Origin of the sequence: Zunongwangia endophytica (genome assembly GCF_030409505.1) — a bacterium.
Taxonomy (GTDB): domain Bacteria; phylum Bacteroidota; class Bacteroidia; order Flavobacteriales; family Flavobacteriaceae; genus Zunongwangia; species Zunongwangia endophytica.
Map to the genome: position 1 here is coordinate 2,934,638 of NZ_JAUFPZ010000002.1, position 16,117 is coordinate 2,950,754.

Annotated in this window: 12 protein-coding genes; 5 read left to right on the forward strand and 7 right to left on the reverse strand. The window is 35.6% G+C overall.

Translation table 11 applies throughout. The annotated features are described in order from the left end of the window. Window positions 1–10: 10 nt before the first annotated feature. The 4 genes from QWY91_RS12780 (at window position 11) to QWY91_RS12795 (ending at window position 3,825) form a co-directional block, all read left to right on the forward strand. A complete protein-coding gene (locus QWY91_RS12780; RefSeq protein WP_290235693.1) occupies window positions 11–526 on the forward strand; it encodes a DUF2480 family protein in 516 nt (171 codons plus the stop codon). A gap of 2 nt (window positions 527–528) precedes the next feature. Then, entirely contained in the window at window positions 529–1,425 is an 897-nt protein-coding gene (locus tag QWY91_RS12785; RefSeq protein ID WP_290235695.1) for a DUF3078 domain-containing protein, read from the forward strand. 118 nt (window positions 1,426–1,543) lie between these two features. Further along, window positions 1,544–2,764 (forward strand): GTPase HflX, encoded by a 1,221-nt coding sequence (gene hflX, locus QWY91_RS12790; protein WP_290235696.1) that lies wholly within the window; start codon window positions 1,544–1,546, stop codon window positions 2,762–2,764. Between the two features lie 326 nt (window positions 2,765–3,090). Then, window positions 3,091–3,825 carry a hypothetical protein gene (locus QWY91_RS12795; protein WP_290235697.1) on the forward strand — a complete coding sequence of 245 codons (735 nt, stop codon included), beginning with the start codon at window positions 3,091–3,093 and terminating at the stop codon, window positions 3,823–3,825. Here the strand turns inward: QWY91_RS12795 and QWY91_RS12800 are convergent, their stop codons facing one another. Genes QWY91_RS12800 through QWY91_RS12810 form a run of 3 tightly spaced genes read right to left on the reverse strand, consistent with a single transcriptional unit; the run spans window position 3,826 to window position 8,445 of the window. Then, window positions 3,826–4,224 (reverse strand): hypothetical protein, encoded by a 399-nt coding sequence (locus tag QWY91_RS12800; RefSeq protein WP_290235699.1) that lies wholly within the window; start codon window positions 4,222–4,224, stop codon window positions 3,826–3,828. Between the two features lie 32 nt (window positions 4,225–4,256). Continuing rightward, window positions 4,257–5,600, reverse strand: coding sequence for a DUF5689 domain-containing protein (locus QWY91_RS12805; RefSeq protein WP_290235701.1), 1,344 nt, complete (start codon window positions 5,598–5,600; stop codon window positions 4,257–4,259). Between the two features lie 25 nt (window positions 5,601–5,625). Further along, window positions 5,626–8,445: a TonB-dependent receptor gene (locus tag QWY91_RS12810; protein ID WP_290235703.1), complete on the reverse strand. Its 2,820-nt coding sequence runs from the start codon at window positions 8,443–8,445 to the stop codon at window positions 5,626–5,628. Between the two features lie 103 nt (window positions 8,446–8,548). On the opposite strand from QWY91_RS12810, the gene QWY91_RS12815 reads away from it, so the two are divergent. Continuing rightward, window positions 8,549–9,580: an endonuclease/exonuclease/phosphatase family protein gene (locus QWY91_RS12815; protein ID WP_290235705.1), complete on the forward strand. Its 1,032-nt coding sequence runs from the start codon at window positions 8,549–8,551 to the stop codon at window positions 9,578–9,580. A gap of 39 nt (window positions 9,581–9,619) precedes the next feature. On the opposite strand, the gene QWY91_RS12820 is transcribed toward QWY91_RS12815, so the two are convergent. From QWY91_RS12820 to QWY91_RS12835, 4 genes are all read right to left on the reverse strand, one after another. Continuing rightward, window positions 9,620–10,063: a hypothetical protein gene (locus QWY91_RS12820; protein ID WP_290235706.1), complete on the reverse strand. Its 444-nt coding sequence runs from the start codon at window positions 10,061–10,063 to the stop codon at window positions 9,620–9,622. A gap of 27 nt (window positions 10,064–10,090) precedes the next feature. Beyond that, window positions 10,091–11,737, reverse strand: coding sequence for an Ig-like domain-containing protein (locus QWY91_RS12825; protein WP_290235707.1), 1,647 nt, complete (start codon window positions 11,735–11,737; stop codon window positions 10,091–10,093). Window positions 11,738–11,844: 107 nt separating this feature from the next. After that, complete coding sequence (locus QWY91_RS12830) at window positions 11,845–13,557, reverse strand: hypothetical protein (protein ID WP_290235709.1); 1,713 nt, start codon at window positions 13,555–13,557, stop codon at window positions 11,845–11,847. 10 nt (window positions 13,558–13,567) lie between these two features. Then, window positions 13,568–16,114 (reverse strand): TonB-dependent receptor, encoded by a 2,547-nt coding sequence (locus tag QWY91_RS12835; RefSeq protein ID WP_290235710.1) that lies wholly within the window; start codon window positions 16,112–16,114, stop codon window positions 13,568–13,570. Window positions 16,115–16,117: the final 3 nt, after the last annotated feature.

Here is a 16,117-nt window from a genome sequence, read left to right on the forward strand (position 1 = left end):
ACAGAAAACTATGGCTACAGAAGAAATTGTAAATCGCGTAGCAAATAGCAAATTAGTCACTTTTAACCTGGAGGATTATTATCCAAAAGGGCAAAGAGTGACTTTTGATATTTCAGCCTGGCTGTTAGAAGGGTTTGTGCTTCGTGAAACCACATTTAGGGAAGAAGCTAAAAATCACGACTGGAGCCAGTATCAAGATAGTTATGTGGCACTAGGATGCAGCACCGATGCGATTATACCGGCCTGGGCTTATATGCTTATTGCCACCTACCTTCAGCCTTACGCTAAGAAAACAGTAAACGGAACTTTGGATGATCTAGAAACGATACTTTATACTGAAGTAATTCAACAAATGGAACTTTCAGCATTAAAAGATCAGCCAGTTATCATTAAAGGTTGCGCCAATAAACCTGTGCCTAAAAATGCTTACATACTATTAATTAATAAACTACAACCAATTGCTAAAAGTATAATGTATGGTGAAGCATGCTCTTCAGTTCCATTATACAAAAAACCAAAAAATTAAATATGAAGAAAGTTTTACTAAGCCTGCTAATTTTAGGTGGAACGTTAAGCATGCATGCTCAGGATGATGAGTCTGACGAACAAAAAGAAGGCTGGACAACCGAAGGAAATGTCCAACTACTTTTTAACCAATCAGCATTTAACGCAGAATGGACTGGAGGGGGAACTTCCAACATTTCAGGAAACTTAATCTTAAATTACGATTTTAATTATCTAAAAGACGATTTCACCTGGGATTCTAAAGTTTTAGTAGACTACGGAATGACGAAGCAAAAAGGTGACGAATTTCCAAGAAAAACTAGTGACCGTTTAGAGATCAACTCGGTAGCAGGTAAGCAAGTAGAAGAATCTAATTGGTACTATTCATTTTTTACAAACTTTAGAACACAGGTTACTAAAGGTTATAATTATAGTACCGATGCCGATACGGGAGAAACTATTCGTACCGAGCGTACCAACTTTTTATCTCCTGCCTATTTACAATTTGGTCCCGGTATGCTTTGGAAGAAAAATGAAAACTTCTATGTAAACATCGCACCGGCAACAGGGAGATTTATAATCGTTGATTCTTATTTTACAAGTGTAGATGGTTATCAGGATGGTGACTATTTTGGTGTAGATCAGGGAAAATCTGCACGATTCGAACTTGGTGCTGCGATCTCTGCTTATGCAAAATTTGAATTGATAAAGAATGTGAAAGTGGAAAACATTCTAAACCTCTATTCTAATTACCTTGAAGATCCGCAAAACGTAGATATTGATTATACGGTTAATGTAAAAATGAAGATTAACGAACTATTATCGACTAATTTCATTTTCCAAACGATCTATGATGATAATGCCGTTGGGGCATTTCAGGTAAGAGAAGTTTTTGGTTTAGGATTTAATTATAGCTTCTAAACCGCAAAACATAAAATTTAAAAGCCTGTAATTAGAATTGCAGGCTTTTTTGGTTAAAATTATTTGAAAAAAACGACTGGAAAATTACAATACTAATCTATTGTGTACCTTTGTATTTATGATTGAAAAGACCGACTTAAATTTCGAAAAAGCAGTTCTTATTGGGATCATAACCAAAGAACAAAACGAAGATAAATTAGAGGAATATCTGGATGAACTAGAATTCCTTACCTATACTGCCGGTGGAGAAGTTGCAAAACGTTTTTCACAAAAATTAGAATTTCCTAATCCCAAAACCTTTATCGGTACGGGAAAAATGGAAGAAGTAAGACAGTTTATTTCTGATAACGAAATAGGAACCGCCGTTTTTGATGACGAACTTTCTCCTGCCCAGCAAAAGAACATCGAAAAAATACTAAAGTGTAAAGTACTCGATAGAACCAATTTAATATTAGACATTTTTGCACAGCGAGCACAAACCAGCTATGCAAGAACACAGGTAGAACTAGCCCAATATGAATATTTATTACCGCGTCTTGCCGGTATGTGGACTCACTTAGAGCGCCAACGTGGTGGTATTGGTATGCGTGGTCCCGGGGAAACCGAGATTGAAACTGACCGTCGTATCGTTAGAGACAAAATTTCTTTGCTAAAAAAGAAGTTAGAAATCATCGATAAACAAATGGAAGTTCAGCGAGGAAACCGCGGACAATTAGTGCGAGTTGCTTTGGTAGGTTACACCAATGTTGGGAAATCTACTTTAATGAATACAATTAGCAAAAGTGAAGTATTTGCTGAAAATAAACTATTCGCAACACTCGATACTACGGTTAGAAAAGTCGTGATACGTAATTTACCGTTCCTTCTCACAGATACGGTAGGATTTATTAGAAAATTACCTACACAGCTTGTAGAGTCTTTTAAATCGACTTTAGATGAAGTAAGGGAGGCAGATTTACTTTTACATGTTGTAGATATTTCTCATGCTAATTTTGAAGATCACATCGATTCTGTAAATTCAATTTTGGATGAAATAAAAAGCTCTGAAAAACCTTCAATTATGGTTTTCAACAAAATCGATCAATACGTTCCTGAAGAAATTGAAGAAGACGATCTTATTACTGAAAAAACAAATGCCCATAATACTTTGGCAGAATGGAAACAAACCTGGATGAATCGTTTGGGAGATAATGTGTTATTTATTTCAGCCTTAGAAAAGGAAAATATGGAACATTTCAGAAGAAAGGTTTACGAAGCAGTTCGCCAAATTCATATTACCAGATTTCCATACAATAACTTTCTTTATCCTGAATACGATAAATACGGAGAAGAAAAATAATCAATCACTTTCAATTCAGAAACAAAGCTCAATTATCAAACTAACTTGGGCAATCCATGAAATAGCTATTGAAAGATGCATTTTTTTGAATGTCCGTAATAAAGCATAATAAATTGTCGTCACCCTGAACTTGATTCAGGGCCTCATCACAATAGATTGCTTTTCTATACCGTATGAGATTCCGGATCAAGTCGGGAATGACGAAAAACAAAAAGATATTACAAATTACGGATAATCAACTTAATTTTTATTTCGAGCCATACGTCGAAGCATTTAATGTCGATTATCGATCAAATATCAGTATCTTCATTTCAAAAATCTGTGTTATGAAGATACTTTTTTCAGTTATAGCCTTTAGTATATTTCAACTAGTAAGTGCACAAAAGTTAGAAAGTTTAGAGGGTTCCTGGGAACTCATTTCAGAAAATAAAAAACCTGCTGAACTTACTACAGTGCGTATTTATCAAGACGGATTTTTTGCTGAAGGAACTAAAAAAGGCGACTACGAATTTATAGATGCAAAAGGCGGTAAATATACTACTGAGTCTTCTTCTTATACTGAACAATTTGAATTCAGCTCTCAAAGCAAAGAACTGGTTGGAAGCCTAACGAATCTTGTATTTGAAATTACTAATGATACTTTAAAATTTGAAGGAGAACGTTTTTCACAAATCTGGCTCAAAATCGGTGACGAAAAAACCGACTTAACTGGCGTTTGGATTATTACTGGTCGAGAAAAAGATAGCGAAATGCAAGAACGCGAAATTGGAGATCGCAAAACAATAAAGATTTTAAGCGGAAGTCGTTTTCAGTGGATCGCTTATAACTCGGCTACTAAAGAATTCTTTGCGACTGGCGGTGGTACTTTTTCTGCTAACTACGGTAGGTATATAGAAAATATAGAGTTTTTCTCTAAAGACGATTTTCGTGTGGGGGCCAGCTTAAATTTTGATTACCAAATCCTGAATGAGCAATGGCATCATCGCGGTAAAAGTTCTAATGGTGATCCTATTTACGAAATCTGGTCACCTTATGAAGTTGATGAAATTACCAAAGAATAATCATCTAGTTAGAATAGCTTCCTCGGGCAAATAAAAGATTCCAACTGGGTTTTCGGTAAGATTGAAGTGCAATAAATCTTCTTCTACATAATATTGCATTCTTATTTTTCCTTGAGACTGTTCGTAACTACTTTCTATCGTGCCGGCATAATTATCTTCAGCAATTTTCACCATTACTATAGAAAAGGTATCCTGTTCGCTATTGCAGTCGATACGATCTCCATTATCAAAAATAGCGCAGTGATTACCGCGATATTCTTTATCGTTTATTCTTTCTAATTCCACTTCAAAATTCTGAGTGCCATCTGGGGAACTCCATTGCCATACACCTTCAATATCCTGAGCATTCATAAAATGAATACCAAGAAACACTAATATTAGACAAATATTGACTTTCATTTTTTGATGGTTTTAGCTAGAAACTAAGGTAATTATTCAGCACTTATTTTTATGTTATCGATATCATAAGTTGTCGTTCTAGATGGATCTCTACCGCGATATCGAAAAGCAATATAAACTTCAGTTTCAAAACAGGAAAGATCTATTTTGGAATTCCGAAAAACCGTTGCATTTTGATTAGAAGGCCCCATCGGAATATTAGCTTCCAATAAGTGCCAATTTGCATTTTTCACATCGCCATTAAATTCATCACTTACATAAACTTGCAAAATAGTGCCATTGTCGTAAGAAGCTCTAATATTAAAAGACAAGACTTCATTTTCTGTTTCTGAAAGATCGATTGCCGGAGTAATTAGCCAGGCTTCGAGAGGATTTTCACCTGAATTATAACCTGAAATTCTAATCGTTCTATTTCCGTTGGAAGTCGCATCAACAAAACGTTCTTCACCACCGGTTACGTTGATATTTGTCCATCCTAAGGGCTCCAACTTATTCTCGTTGGTAATTTCAGCAAAGTTCTCTTCAAAAAGAATCGTATCACCTTCAGCAGTATTATTTCCGCAGCTAAAAAATATAGGATCACAACGCGCTCCATCAAATTTTAAATCTTCAGTAGAATTCACCTGCACTACATAAAAGTCATCGTAATAATCACGAGCTAAAACGCCCAATATCGTTCCTGAATTTGCAGGAAGATTAATAGATTTAAAATCGGAATAGGTACTGGTACTCAATAAAGCGGTGTCGTCGCTTCCGCATTGTTCGATTTGGCGAAAACCGTCAAATTGATCGAAAGTTTCTGCTGCAAAACTGGTAGTGGTTTGTCCAAACAGATTTCGATTAAATTGAATATCATCTAGCTGCACATAAGTGCATAATAAAGCAGGCGTAAAATCACCAATATCAATTTGCTGCGGAATGATCTCTTCAATTATTTCTGAACGAACTAAAAATTCGTCGATTTCTGAAAGCGTTATAGGATCTAGATCTCCCCTATTTTGTTTTCCAAGCTGAAGTAGACCATTACTTTTTGAAATGCTGAGTCCGTTGAGTTTTACAAATACTTTTCTCCCGAAGTTATAGCGTTGATAAAGCGCATTTTCATCAATGAGTATCTGGATTCCGGCCTCCGGATTTTCCGGGCGATCCTGCAGCATCAATTCGTTATAGAAATTACCGCCGCGATCTGAGGAAATGACATAAGCTTCGAAATAGAAATCTCCAGAAAAAGTGAAAATTTCGCCTATCTCTTCATTATAATTATTCTTCACCGCGCGTAAGCTAATTTTCGTCCCTTCAGTTACAATATTTTCTGGCTCATGCGTTTCTGGCACCTCGTAATCGTCGGTTGCAACACAACTGATTAAAATGAACATTAGAAGGAATAGATTTTTTTTCATTCTAAAATCTTACATAGAGATTAGCAAAATAAGTAGTACCGTAACCGTACCAGTAGCGATTGCCAAAAACGGGAGTTTCCCGATCACGATCTTCTTTTAAACTAGTAAAATTAGCATTGCGTGACTGCTCGTAACCGCCGGTTTTATAAAGCTTATCCAGAATATTATTCAGGCTTACAAAAACCCCAACATAGTAATTATCCAGCTTCCACGATTTCCCGCCAATGGCATTCAGCAAAAAATAGTCACCCAAATTCTGTTGTTGTAAATAGGTTTTGGCTAATTCAGCATCATAATTTTCGAGTGGTAATCCATCAGTATCAGTTGCGAAATTGGAGGTTCTAAGCAACGGACTCACATTTATAAATGCATTTGAGAAATAATTTGCGGTAAAGCCAAACCACCAGTAATCGGGATCACGATATTCAAAACCCAACTGCGCTGCATGCTGCGGTCCGTTAGCAAGTCTATAATTTTTTAGCCGCGCTTCTCCGTAATTTACACTTCCAGAAAAACTGTTGCTGGTTAGATACAATTTCGGATTATTGGAATAAATAAATTGGCCAATTGCCAAAGCAGATTTCAGTTTTATAGTTGAAGTGACTTGCGCTTCAGCACCAAACTCAATTCCCAAATGCTGCTTTTCGGCATCGTATAAAATCTCCTGAACAAAAGCGGTGGTCGTGTTTCTCCCCAATCCTGAAAGTCCGTCGACATAATAAAAAGAAACATCGGTTACATTTCGAAATTGGGTAAAATAACCACTCAATTTTAAGTTGAAATTTGGCGAACGATAGCGATATGTAGCATCAAAACTATAAATATACTCACTATCCAAATCCTGAACTACGCTATTATTTTGGCGGGGATTAGCAAAACTATTTTGAAGTGTAGGCGCATTACTAGCCAGAAACAAGTTTGAAGATACGGAATGCCTGCCCGTAAAATGATAGGTTAATCCAGATTTTAATCCAAAATCGATAAAATTTAAATGTTCACTTTTTCCCAGTGAATTATCAGGGAATAGTCCATTTTGATAATTTCCCTTTCTTTGATAATCTGTTGTACTAATTTTTGCTGAAATGTAAGTTTCAAGCTTTTTATGCTTAAACTGAAGTTGAGAAAAAGCTTCGATCTTGCCTGAAGTCAGTTCGTAATTATATTTATACTTATCCCCTTCTGAAACTAAACGGTTAGGCTGTTGCAAATCGCTTTGAGCAACTTGCTCTAATGAATATTCGTTAGTTGGTTCAGCAAAAAAATCGATATCTAAAAATTGATTCGCACCAAAAAGATCATCAATTTTTGCATAATTATGACTTTGCAAATACTGAAAATTAATTCCGCTATTCAACTTAAATTCTGAATTGAAAATATGATCTAAAACCGAAGTAAAATAAGCTGTATTATCGTCGTTCCTATCTTCAGTCAGCGCATAGATGGCATTATCTCCAGTATCAGACGCTACATGATTAGCTTCATAAATAGAATTCCAGTCTAGCTGGCCATTTTCTTTAAATGCAGCCGCGTTTCTATAGGCAGCTTCGTAATTCTCACTTCCTTCGAAACGTAAAAAATAGCTTGGTAAATTTTGATAATACGCGGGATCCGGATTTTTGCCGCCACCATCGTAAGAAACCTGATCATTAAATCGCACTCGATTCGTACCTCCGTAATCGATTCTCGTATTGCCAAAACTCCCAAATTGATAGGCAAGATTGGTTTGAATTTTTGTCTTTTCTGAAAAATTCCAAAAATGATTCAGCATAAAGATTGGTTCTTTTACACGCCGCTGCCTGGAATTTCTAATTTCATCTTCTTGCAAACCCCAATAGCTATTATATTCTCTTCCTTTTAATTCGAAAACTTCATCGGTTATCGCAGCCGATTTACCACGAATATTAGGTGTGTAAATCCCGCTGAAATTCAGGCTATGCTTATCGCCTATTTTCTTTTCTACGGAGAGGAAAATGGATTTTGCATCGTAAGTGGTTCCTTCAATATATCCTTCTTCAGCAAATCTTCCTGAAATCGAGATTGTATAAAACCAATCATTTTTTTGTTCTCCAGAACTATAAGTCGCCATGATTCTGGAACGGTAACTTCTGTTGGCTGCAGAAAGTGAAAGCTTACCACCTTTCGAGAATTTGGAAGCTCGCATTACAAAATTTGTGGATCCCGCCAAACTTCCGAAGTTATTATCCACAGTACTTACCGCAAAATTAAAATCCTGATTGCGCTGCACATCGTTCAACCCGCCCCAATTACTCCATTGCGGCCTGCCGTTTTGCGTTTTATTTAAAGGAATGCCATTGATCATTACTGTCCCGTGCTGGCTATCATACCCACGCGGTTTAAAATAAGTCTGACTAAAATCGTAAGCGGCTGCGTTTAAAAACACATCTTTCCCTGCATTTAAAATTGAAGAAAAACCGGCATCAATCTGGTCGTCATCCAATTCGTTTTCGCTAAGATTAACACTTCCTAATTGCGCTTGCTGTTGAGTTATATCGGGTACTAAGCTGATGACTCCTAAATTTAAAGTCGGCTGATCTACAAGAATAGGAAGTCTTAGCGACTGAAAACCCAATTTAGAAATATGCAATATATAATTTCCCATTTCTAAATTTTTAAAGTTTAAATTGAATTCTCCGCTAGCATTACTTCGAACTTCTAAAAATTGATTGTCTAAACGAATCGCAACGCCACCAACTACATTTTGGGCATTAGCGTGAATTATTTTTCCTGAAATTATTATTTCCTGAGCCTGAAGAAAGCCGACAGAAAACACCATCACCCAAACAAAAACCACACTACGCATTGATAGCCAATTACTTATATTCGTTAAATTAGTAAATTATATACTAAACCGTATTTAATATTGTTATTTTAACATTGATTTCTGATATCTTATAAAGTTGAAAATGAAACTAATACACTATATATTTCTATTTTTCTGCGGAAATTTGATCGCGCAAGATCAAGCTACCTATGAAGTTTTAACCATAGCATTTTATAATACTGAAAACCTATTTGATACTGAAAATGATAATTTCACATTTGATGATGACCGTACACCTGAAGGTAAAGATGCGTGGACTGAAGTAAAATATCAGCTAAAATTGAATAATATCGGCCGGGTTCTTTCTGAAATCGGTGCAGAAATCTCTAGCAATAGTCCAGAAATTATTGGTTTATGTGAAATAGAAAATTATACTGTTCTTGAAGATTTATTGAATACAGAGCCACTTCGTAATAAAGATTATAAAATTATCCATTACGATTCGCCAGATCGCCGTGGAATAGATAATGCTTTACTCTATAACACACGTGTATTCAAGCCGAATTCTTCTAAACCTATTCAGATATTAATAGAAAAGAATGGAAAAAGAATTTATACGAGAGATATATTGGTCTGTACAGGGAAGATTGAAGATGAAAATTTCGCCTTTCTAGTAAACCATTGGCCTTCCCGAAGTGGTGGTGAAAAAAAGAGTCGAAATTATCGAAAAGTTGCTGCAATAACGAATCGCAAGATATGCGATTCACTTTGGGCAATTGACTCGGCTTTTAAAATTATTAATATGGGAGATTTTAACGATGATCCCAAAAATAGTAATGTAAGGACTATTCTCAACAATTCAGCAAAACCAAATCTATTTGAATTCTACAATCCAATGTTGAAATTATATAAAAAAGGAATCGGAAGTTTAGCTTTTAGAGATAATTGGAATCTATTCGATCAGATTCTAATTTCGGGAGCAATGAAAAGTAAGGATTATGAACATTTTCAATACTACAAAGCCGGAATTTTCAAAAAGGATTATCTGGTTACTTCAAGCGGACAGTATAAAGGATATCCCTTCCGAAGTTATGGTTATAATGGCTATTTAGGTGGTTTTAGTGATCATTTTCCTGTATATCTACACCTTATTAAAAAGAAAAATCCTCGCTAAAAGCGAGGATTTTCAATACTTATAAACTTCAATTTTGTTTTACGATAACCATGCAGTCCATGGAATTCTTGATAAAAGTACCAATAATGCAATCGTATAAAATATCGCTAAAGTTTTAAATTTTGGTGTTGATGTAAGTTTCTTCTTGTGTTTAGAGTATCCTACGGTGATTAAAACTATAGCAATAATCATCATAAGTGGATGTTCTAGATTATACAATCTTAGAACGGGATCACCCATAATTTCACTTACCGATACCTTATCTGAAAACCATACTGTTTTATCTGAAACAACAAACAATACGATACCAATAAGTAATTGAATATGAGAGACGATAAGCGTAAATAGTGAAATTCGAAAGTTTCCGGCACTATATTCTTTACCTGAAACCCAGCCAATGATAGCGCTAACAGCAGCTACGGTTAGCATAATTACAACTAGATAAGCCCAGTAAGAATGTATAAATTGAACAGTTTGGTACATAAGAAATATCTTTTTTACAAAAATAGGTTATTCCCAACGATTTTCTGCATCACTACCTCCCCAAATAAGAGTTGCAAGATATGGATTATCTATAAATGGATTACGATTACCTTGTGCAGCTTCGATTACATTATTTCTTTGCATTTCGAATTCTGATACAGGATCTTCTCTATTCCATTTAAGGAAAAGATCTAAGTTTCCTACAGTTTCAATATTTTCACCATAACGAATATTTAGATAGAAGACCATTCGAGCAACATCACCTTTCCACTCATCGCCAGGATACCACTGATTACTGCCAACAAGTTGATATTCACCGCTACCATCTACAAATGGATAATTGGATCTTTCGCTATTCACTCCATCATCGATAGCTCTTAAGTGGTGCAAGTCTGTAACAGCGTCTTCAGCTGATAATTTAGATTGCGGATAAATATGTTCTGTATTAAAAGTTTGTGGTGAATATGAATTACTCCCTGAAGTATATTCTTCCCAATATCTAGTTTCTCCTGAATACATTAAAACAACATTGTCCGGATTATCTGAATCGGCATCTGCATCGTAGAGATAGTCGTGACGATCTGTATAAACCAAAATATTGGTATGCTTAGCTACTGTAAAATTAGAAAGAGCTAATTGCAAAAACTCTGAATTTTCGGCAAAAGTCATGTTTTGATAGTAATCCTGAATATCGTTAGGGATACTAAAAGCAATAGGATTTACTACCTGAACTGTAACAGTTGCAATACTGCAAGATGCTTCAGGTTGATCATCATCACATAGTGAATACTCAAAACTATCTTCTCCGGTAAATCCGCTAGAAGGAGTATAAGTTACGGTACCATCTTCGTTTAAAGTTACAGTTCCCTGTGTACCTGAATTGTTTACACTAGTTATTTCTGCACTATCAATAACGTTATCATTAGCTAAAAGATCATCCAAAATAGTTTGGGAATTATTGGTATTTACTATTACTGTATCATCTTCTGCAGTTGGATTACCTTCATCAACTACTGTAACTGTAATTATAGCAGTATCGCAAGAGGTTTCCTCATCATCATTGCAAATTGTATAGGTAAAAGTATCTATTCCTGCATAACCTTCTATTGGAACGTAAACAATATTATTATCTTCATTAATAGTTACCGTAGCATTACCGCTTTCTGAATTGACTGATGTAATTACTGCACCCCCAATAAGACTGTCGTTATCTCCATAATTACGAATTAGTAAGATCTCATCCTCATCTATTTCATAAGAGTCATCATTTGCAATTGGCGGTCCTGGTTGATCTACCTGTACAGTCACAGTAGCTTCAGAGCATCTATCGGAATCGCCAGGTACACAAAGTGAATACATAAAAGTATCTTCACCCTGAAAATCTGTAGACGGTATGTATGTATATGTACCATCACGATTATCGATTATACTTCCATCTTCGCTACTTTCTGAATCTATAGAAAAAATACGAGCATTATCTACAACTTCATCATTTTGTAAAAGATCATCTGTATCAAAAGTAAGCTCTTCATTTTCTATAGTTCTCAATTCGTCATCTACCGCAATCGGATCATCTGCTTGAGGGTTTACGGGATTATCTTGAGAACTGTCATCGCTACTACACCCAAGGATAAAATTTCCTAAAATGAATGCTAAAAGGATATTCTTCTTCATTAAATCTGATTTTTAATTCTAATTTGAATCTTGTAAAAGTAATAATCAAAAATAAAACCTTCTGCTAAAGTACAGAAGGTTTTATTATCATATTGAATAAGAGCAGGTTATTCGTTCAGCACCCAACTTCCATCTTCAACTTTTATCACACTAAGGCTATTAGTAGTGTTAGATCCGTTGTAAACTGCGTATGTTACAATATATTTCTGGCCAACCGCTGCGCTAGGATTGATATCGTTTAGTAGGATATTTACAGCTTCCAAAATCATATCAGGACTCCAATAATTATCATTATCAGACCTGGTATCGAAATTACTGTAACGTAACATACTACTAGCAGGGGTAGGATAAGTATCTTCCAAAGCTGTAGCAATAGTTACATAATCATCCCCTGTTAAAGAATATCTTATGGTGTTATCAGGAACCCACAAACCATCATTTAGTCCAAACTTCAAAGAACTTGTTCTAGTAGAAGGAATCAGACTAAATTCTCCATCTTCAAAAATATAATTTACATATTCTGTTGATGTTTCTCCTGAACTATATAAATCATAAGCAACAGCTGTAATGTCTCCTTCTTCTGCATAAGGAAATTGCATACCCAAATAAATACCTATTCTATATAAAGCTTGATCTTCATTAGAGAAATTTGGATAGCTTTGTCCTAATGCCTCATAATCTTCCATAGCTAATGTAAAAGGCATTCCCCAGCTACCATTTGTGAAAGCAAAAACTTCTGTGGTAGTAATTGTAGATACAGATGCATTTAAATCTAACTCATAATCACCATCCACTTTAACAACATTGATAACCTCTGAACCTGCCGCACCTGTATAAACAGCGTAAGTAACTGCAAATTGAGTTCCTTCAGATGCATCTGGGAATTTTGAATCCAAGAGAAAGTTTATAGCTTCAAGAATCATGGCTTCCGTCCATGCTGAAGCATTTCCGTCTCTTCTTTCGAAATTACTGTATTGAGCTGCACTAGAAGCTGGCTGTGGGAATTCTTCAGCAAATTCATTTCCTATTTCATCGAAATCTGCAGCAGAAACTTCATAAGATGTTCCTCCAAATGCCACATAAGCATTCCCATTAAATTGAACAGTCATACTCTCTGTACCAGCACTTCCATCATAAACAGCATAAGAAACATTGTAAATCTGGTTTGTTACATCATCGAAATTATCATCTAAAACAACATTGATTGCTTCAAGAATCATATCATTGCTCCAATAGGCATCTCGATCTTCACGCCTATCAAAATTACTATACTGAGCAGCACTAGATGCTTCATCAGGGTAGGTTTCTCCTAAATTATCACCAATTAGATCAAAATCTTCAGCAGTAATTGCATATGGGATTTCTTCTGCAACTGTTTCGTACATTAGATTTATATAGTCACCATTATCTGCTTGTGGAAATACAGTTTCTAATACATCGTATATTTGAGATGTACCTGTAAAATAATCAACATCCAATCCAGCTTCGTTATAATCATCAGAAGTTACTTCATAATCTTCTACACGAATAGGATCATAAATATCGAATGTTACGTTGATAGAAGAACCTTCACCGTAAAATGGATATTGCGCATCAAGAAAATCAGGAATTAAAGTTCGTGCATCTTCCTCACTATTGAAGTTAGGAAAACTACTACCTAATGATTCATAATCATCTTCTGTAAGGGTATATGATTTATCAGCCAATGCACCACTACCGTCAATTTCATCGTTAATATCATCGTGGATATCTTCCATAGGCTCACAGCCAATGAATGATAATCCAAGAAAAAGAATTAGTATGTAATAAATATTTTTCATCTTCTATTTTTTAGAATTTAATTTTTGCACCTACACTATACGTACGCCCAAAACCGTACCATACATTAGAATCAACTAACCCATTGTAATCTGGATCTTTCACATTTCCTTCTCTAGCATCAGAAATATACTGAGTATCTAGTACGTTGAATACGTTTGCATTTAAAGTTGCTTCAAAAGATCCAAATTGGAAATTATGAGTTAAACCTAAGTCTAACAATCCTACATCTGGTAATTCAAAAGGTGCAGGTATATCATTGGAATCTCTTACAGTAGGATCAAAGTCTGCAAAATATCTATCATAGTATGTAAAATCACCTCTAATAAAAGTTCCAGGGAAAGCCTCATAATTTAGTCCCAATGCCGCAGTCGTTTGTGCAGAGTTACCAACTTCGACACCATCAATGGCTACATTAATCGTACCTAATACAGTAGTTCCATCTTCGGCTAGAACATCTACATTATCAACGTTGTTATCCCATTTCCAATCACCAAGAGACATCATACCAGTAACGTTAAGTCTTTCGGTTGCTTTGTATTGAAACTCTAATTCTATACCTTGGTGAAGCGCATCTACACCCAAAATATTAGCAAAGATTTGCTGATTCCCCTGAATAAAAGATCTTGCTAATGTTTTATCCTTCCAAATTGTGCGATAAAGGTTAAAATCGATTCTTAGATTTTGAGTTCTAAACCCATATCCTAATTCGGCACTAAAAATCTTTTGGTTTTCTGCATCTTCATTTGCTATATTTTTATTATTCAAGAATACTGTATTGAAAAATGGAGCTCTTTCAAAATAGCCGACATTAGCAAAAATATTATGGTTATCATCTAAATTATAGTTAGCGCCTCCCTTAGCACCATATGCAAAAAAGTTTATCCAATCGGTCTCTTTTTCATCTCCTGAATATTGAAAATAATCTTTTCTTTTATAAGATGTATTAGATGCACTAACCGAAAGGAATCCAGAGATATTATCATCAGAATATTCTGCCTGGGCGAATCCACCTTCCCATAGAACTAATCCATCGTTGTAATAATTAATTTTATCGCCGCTTCTTGTTAGCCTATTTGGATCATTAACATTACTGTCATCCGCCCAATATTGTCCTCCTAAAAGATCTTTCACTTCTTGGAAATGTTCGCCTTTATAATACCTTAAATCTATTCCTCCTAACAGTTCCCATCCTTCTCCTACTTCTGTAGAAACAGTTGAAAGAAGCCCTGTCCAAAAATGATCGTTTCTTGAATCATATAGGATAGTTTGAGAACCATCTGCACCGTTAGCGGCGTTTTCATCTACCACGCGATCTAAATTCAATGGTTGGTACGGAGCAGACCTATAATCTGAATCAACACTTCGAAGATCCGCATTACCAGTATAACCACCACCACCACCAGTACCAAAAGATACGTAAGCTGCTGTCGATAATTCTGTTCTATCACTAATATCCCAATAGTGATTTAAAGATATTTGTGGCTTGTGATAAAAGTTATCTTGCACATTAACTACTTGACCATTGCGGTAACCCCAGTCTCCATTAAATTTAATATCTCTGTCGCTTCTCTTGTAATCTTCGATAGTATGTAGCGTTTCTCTCTGACCGTGACGTTGCGGTGCTCCAAAGGCAGTTAAAGAAAGTTCATGATTTTCATTTATTTCCTTTGCAATATTTAAAAAGTAGTTATAGCCTTCAAATTCAAGACCATCAGCAAATCTTCTACCGCTAGTTTTTGATGCAGAAATTGTAGCTGCCCAGCCATTTTCCGATTTACCAGTAGATACTGTAGCTCCAAATTTTTGAAGACCATCATTACCTGTAGAAGCGATAACACTACCGCCCATCTCGGCATCTGTAGATTTTGTAACAATGTTTATTGTTCCACCAATAGACGGTACAGCAACTTTAGCAGCCCCTAAACCTCTTTGTGTTTGCATTGTTTTAGTAACATCTGTAAGCCCTGCCCAGTTACTCCAGTAAACACGACCACTTTCCATGTCGTTTACAGGCACCCCATTGATCATTACAGCAATATTCTCTGAGTTGAATCCCCGCATTCTGATATCAGCATCTCCGAATCCACCACCTTGTTTCGTAACGTAGATACCCGGTGTACTTTTAAGAATTTCAGGAAATTCCTGGTTTCCTAATTTAGTTTCAATCGTCTCAGCTTTTACAGTTGATACTGCAACAGGTGTTTTTCTATCAATTGCTAAAGAAAAACTAGTAATTACAATTTCATCTAAAGCATTATCATCTCCAACAAGAATTATATCTCCCAAATCTTGAGAACCTCCTGAAAGACTGAATTGAACTTGCTTAGATTTGTAACCTACAAAACTGATTTTTAAAGTCCCTGTAGAGCTATTAACATCCAAAGAGAAGTTCCCATCAAAATCTGTAGTTGTACCTTTCTTTGATCCTACAACCATTACGTTCGCTCCCGGAAGTGGACCAACCATTTCAGAATCTATCACCGTACCAGTGATAGTCCCTTGAGCAAAAATTCCTGTCGTAAAAAACAGAATTAATAAGGTAATTAATTTCCTCATGTG

Bases quoted from the DNA above. Each gene is read 5' to 3' on its own strand.
- QWY91_RS12780 (WP_290235693.1), top strand. From the start codon at position 11: ATGGCTACAGAAGAAATTGTAAATCGCGTAGCAAATAGCAAATTAGTC.
- QWY91_RS12785 (WP_290235695.1), top strand. From the start codon at position 529: ATGAAGAAAGTTTTACTAAGCCTGCTAATTTTAGGTGGAACGTTAAGC.
- hflX (WP_290235696.1), top strand. From the start codon at position 1,544: ATGATTGAAAAGACCGACTTAAATTTCGAAAAAGCAGTTCTTATTGGG.
- QWY91_RS12795 (WP_290235697.1), top strand. From the start codon at position 3,091: ATGAAGATACTTTTTTCAGTTATAGCCTTTAGTATATTTCAACTAGTA.
- QWY91_RS12800 (WP_290235699.1), bottom strand. From the start codon at position 4,224: ATGAAAGTCAATATTTGTCTAATATTAGTGTTTCTTGGTATTCATTTT.
- QWY91_RS12805 (WP_290235701.1), bottom strand. From the start codon at position 5,600: ATGTTCATTTTAATCAGTTGTGTTGCAACCGACGATTACGAGGTGCCA.
- QWY91_RS12810 (WP_290235703.1), bottom strand. From the start codon at position 8,445: ATGCGTAGTGTGGTTTTTGTTTGGGTGATGGTGTTTTCTGTCGGCTTT.
- QWY91_RS12815 (WP_290235705.1), top strand. From the start codon at position 8,549: ATGAAACTAATACACTATATATTTCTATTTTTCTGCGGAAATTTGATC.
- QWY91_RS12820 (WP_290235706.1), bottom strand. From the start codon at position 10,063: ATGTACCAAACTGTTCAATTTATACATTCTTACTGGGCTTATCTAGTT.
- QWY91_RS12825 (WP_290235707.1), bottom strand. From the start codon at position 11,737: ATGAAGAAGAATATCCTTTTAGCATTCATTTTAGGAAATTTTATCCTT.
- QWY91_RS12830 (WP_290235709.1), bottom strand. From the start codon at position 13,557: ATGAAAAATATTTATTACATACTAATTCTTTTTCTTGGATTATCATTC.
- QWY91_RS12835 (WP_290235710.1), bottom strand. From the start codon at position 16,114: ATGAGGAAATTAATTACCTTATTAATTCTGTTTTTTACGACAGGAATT.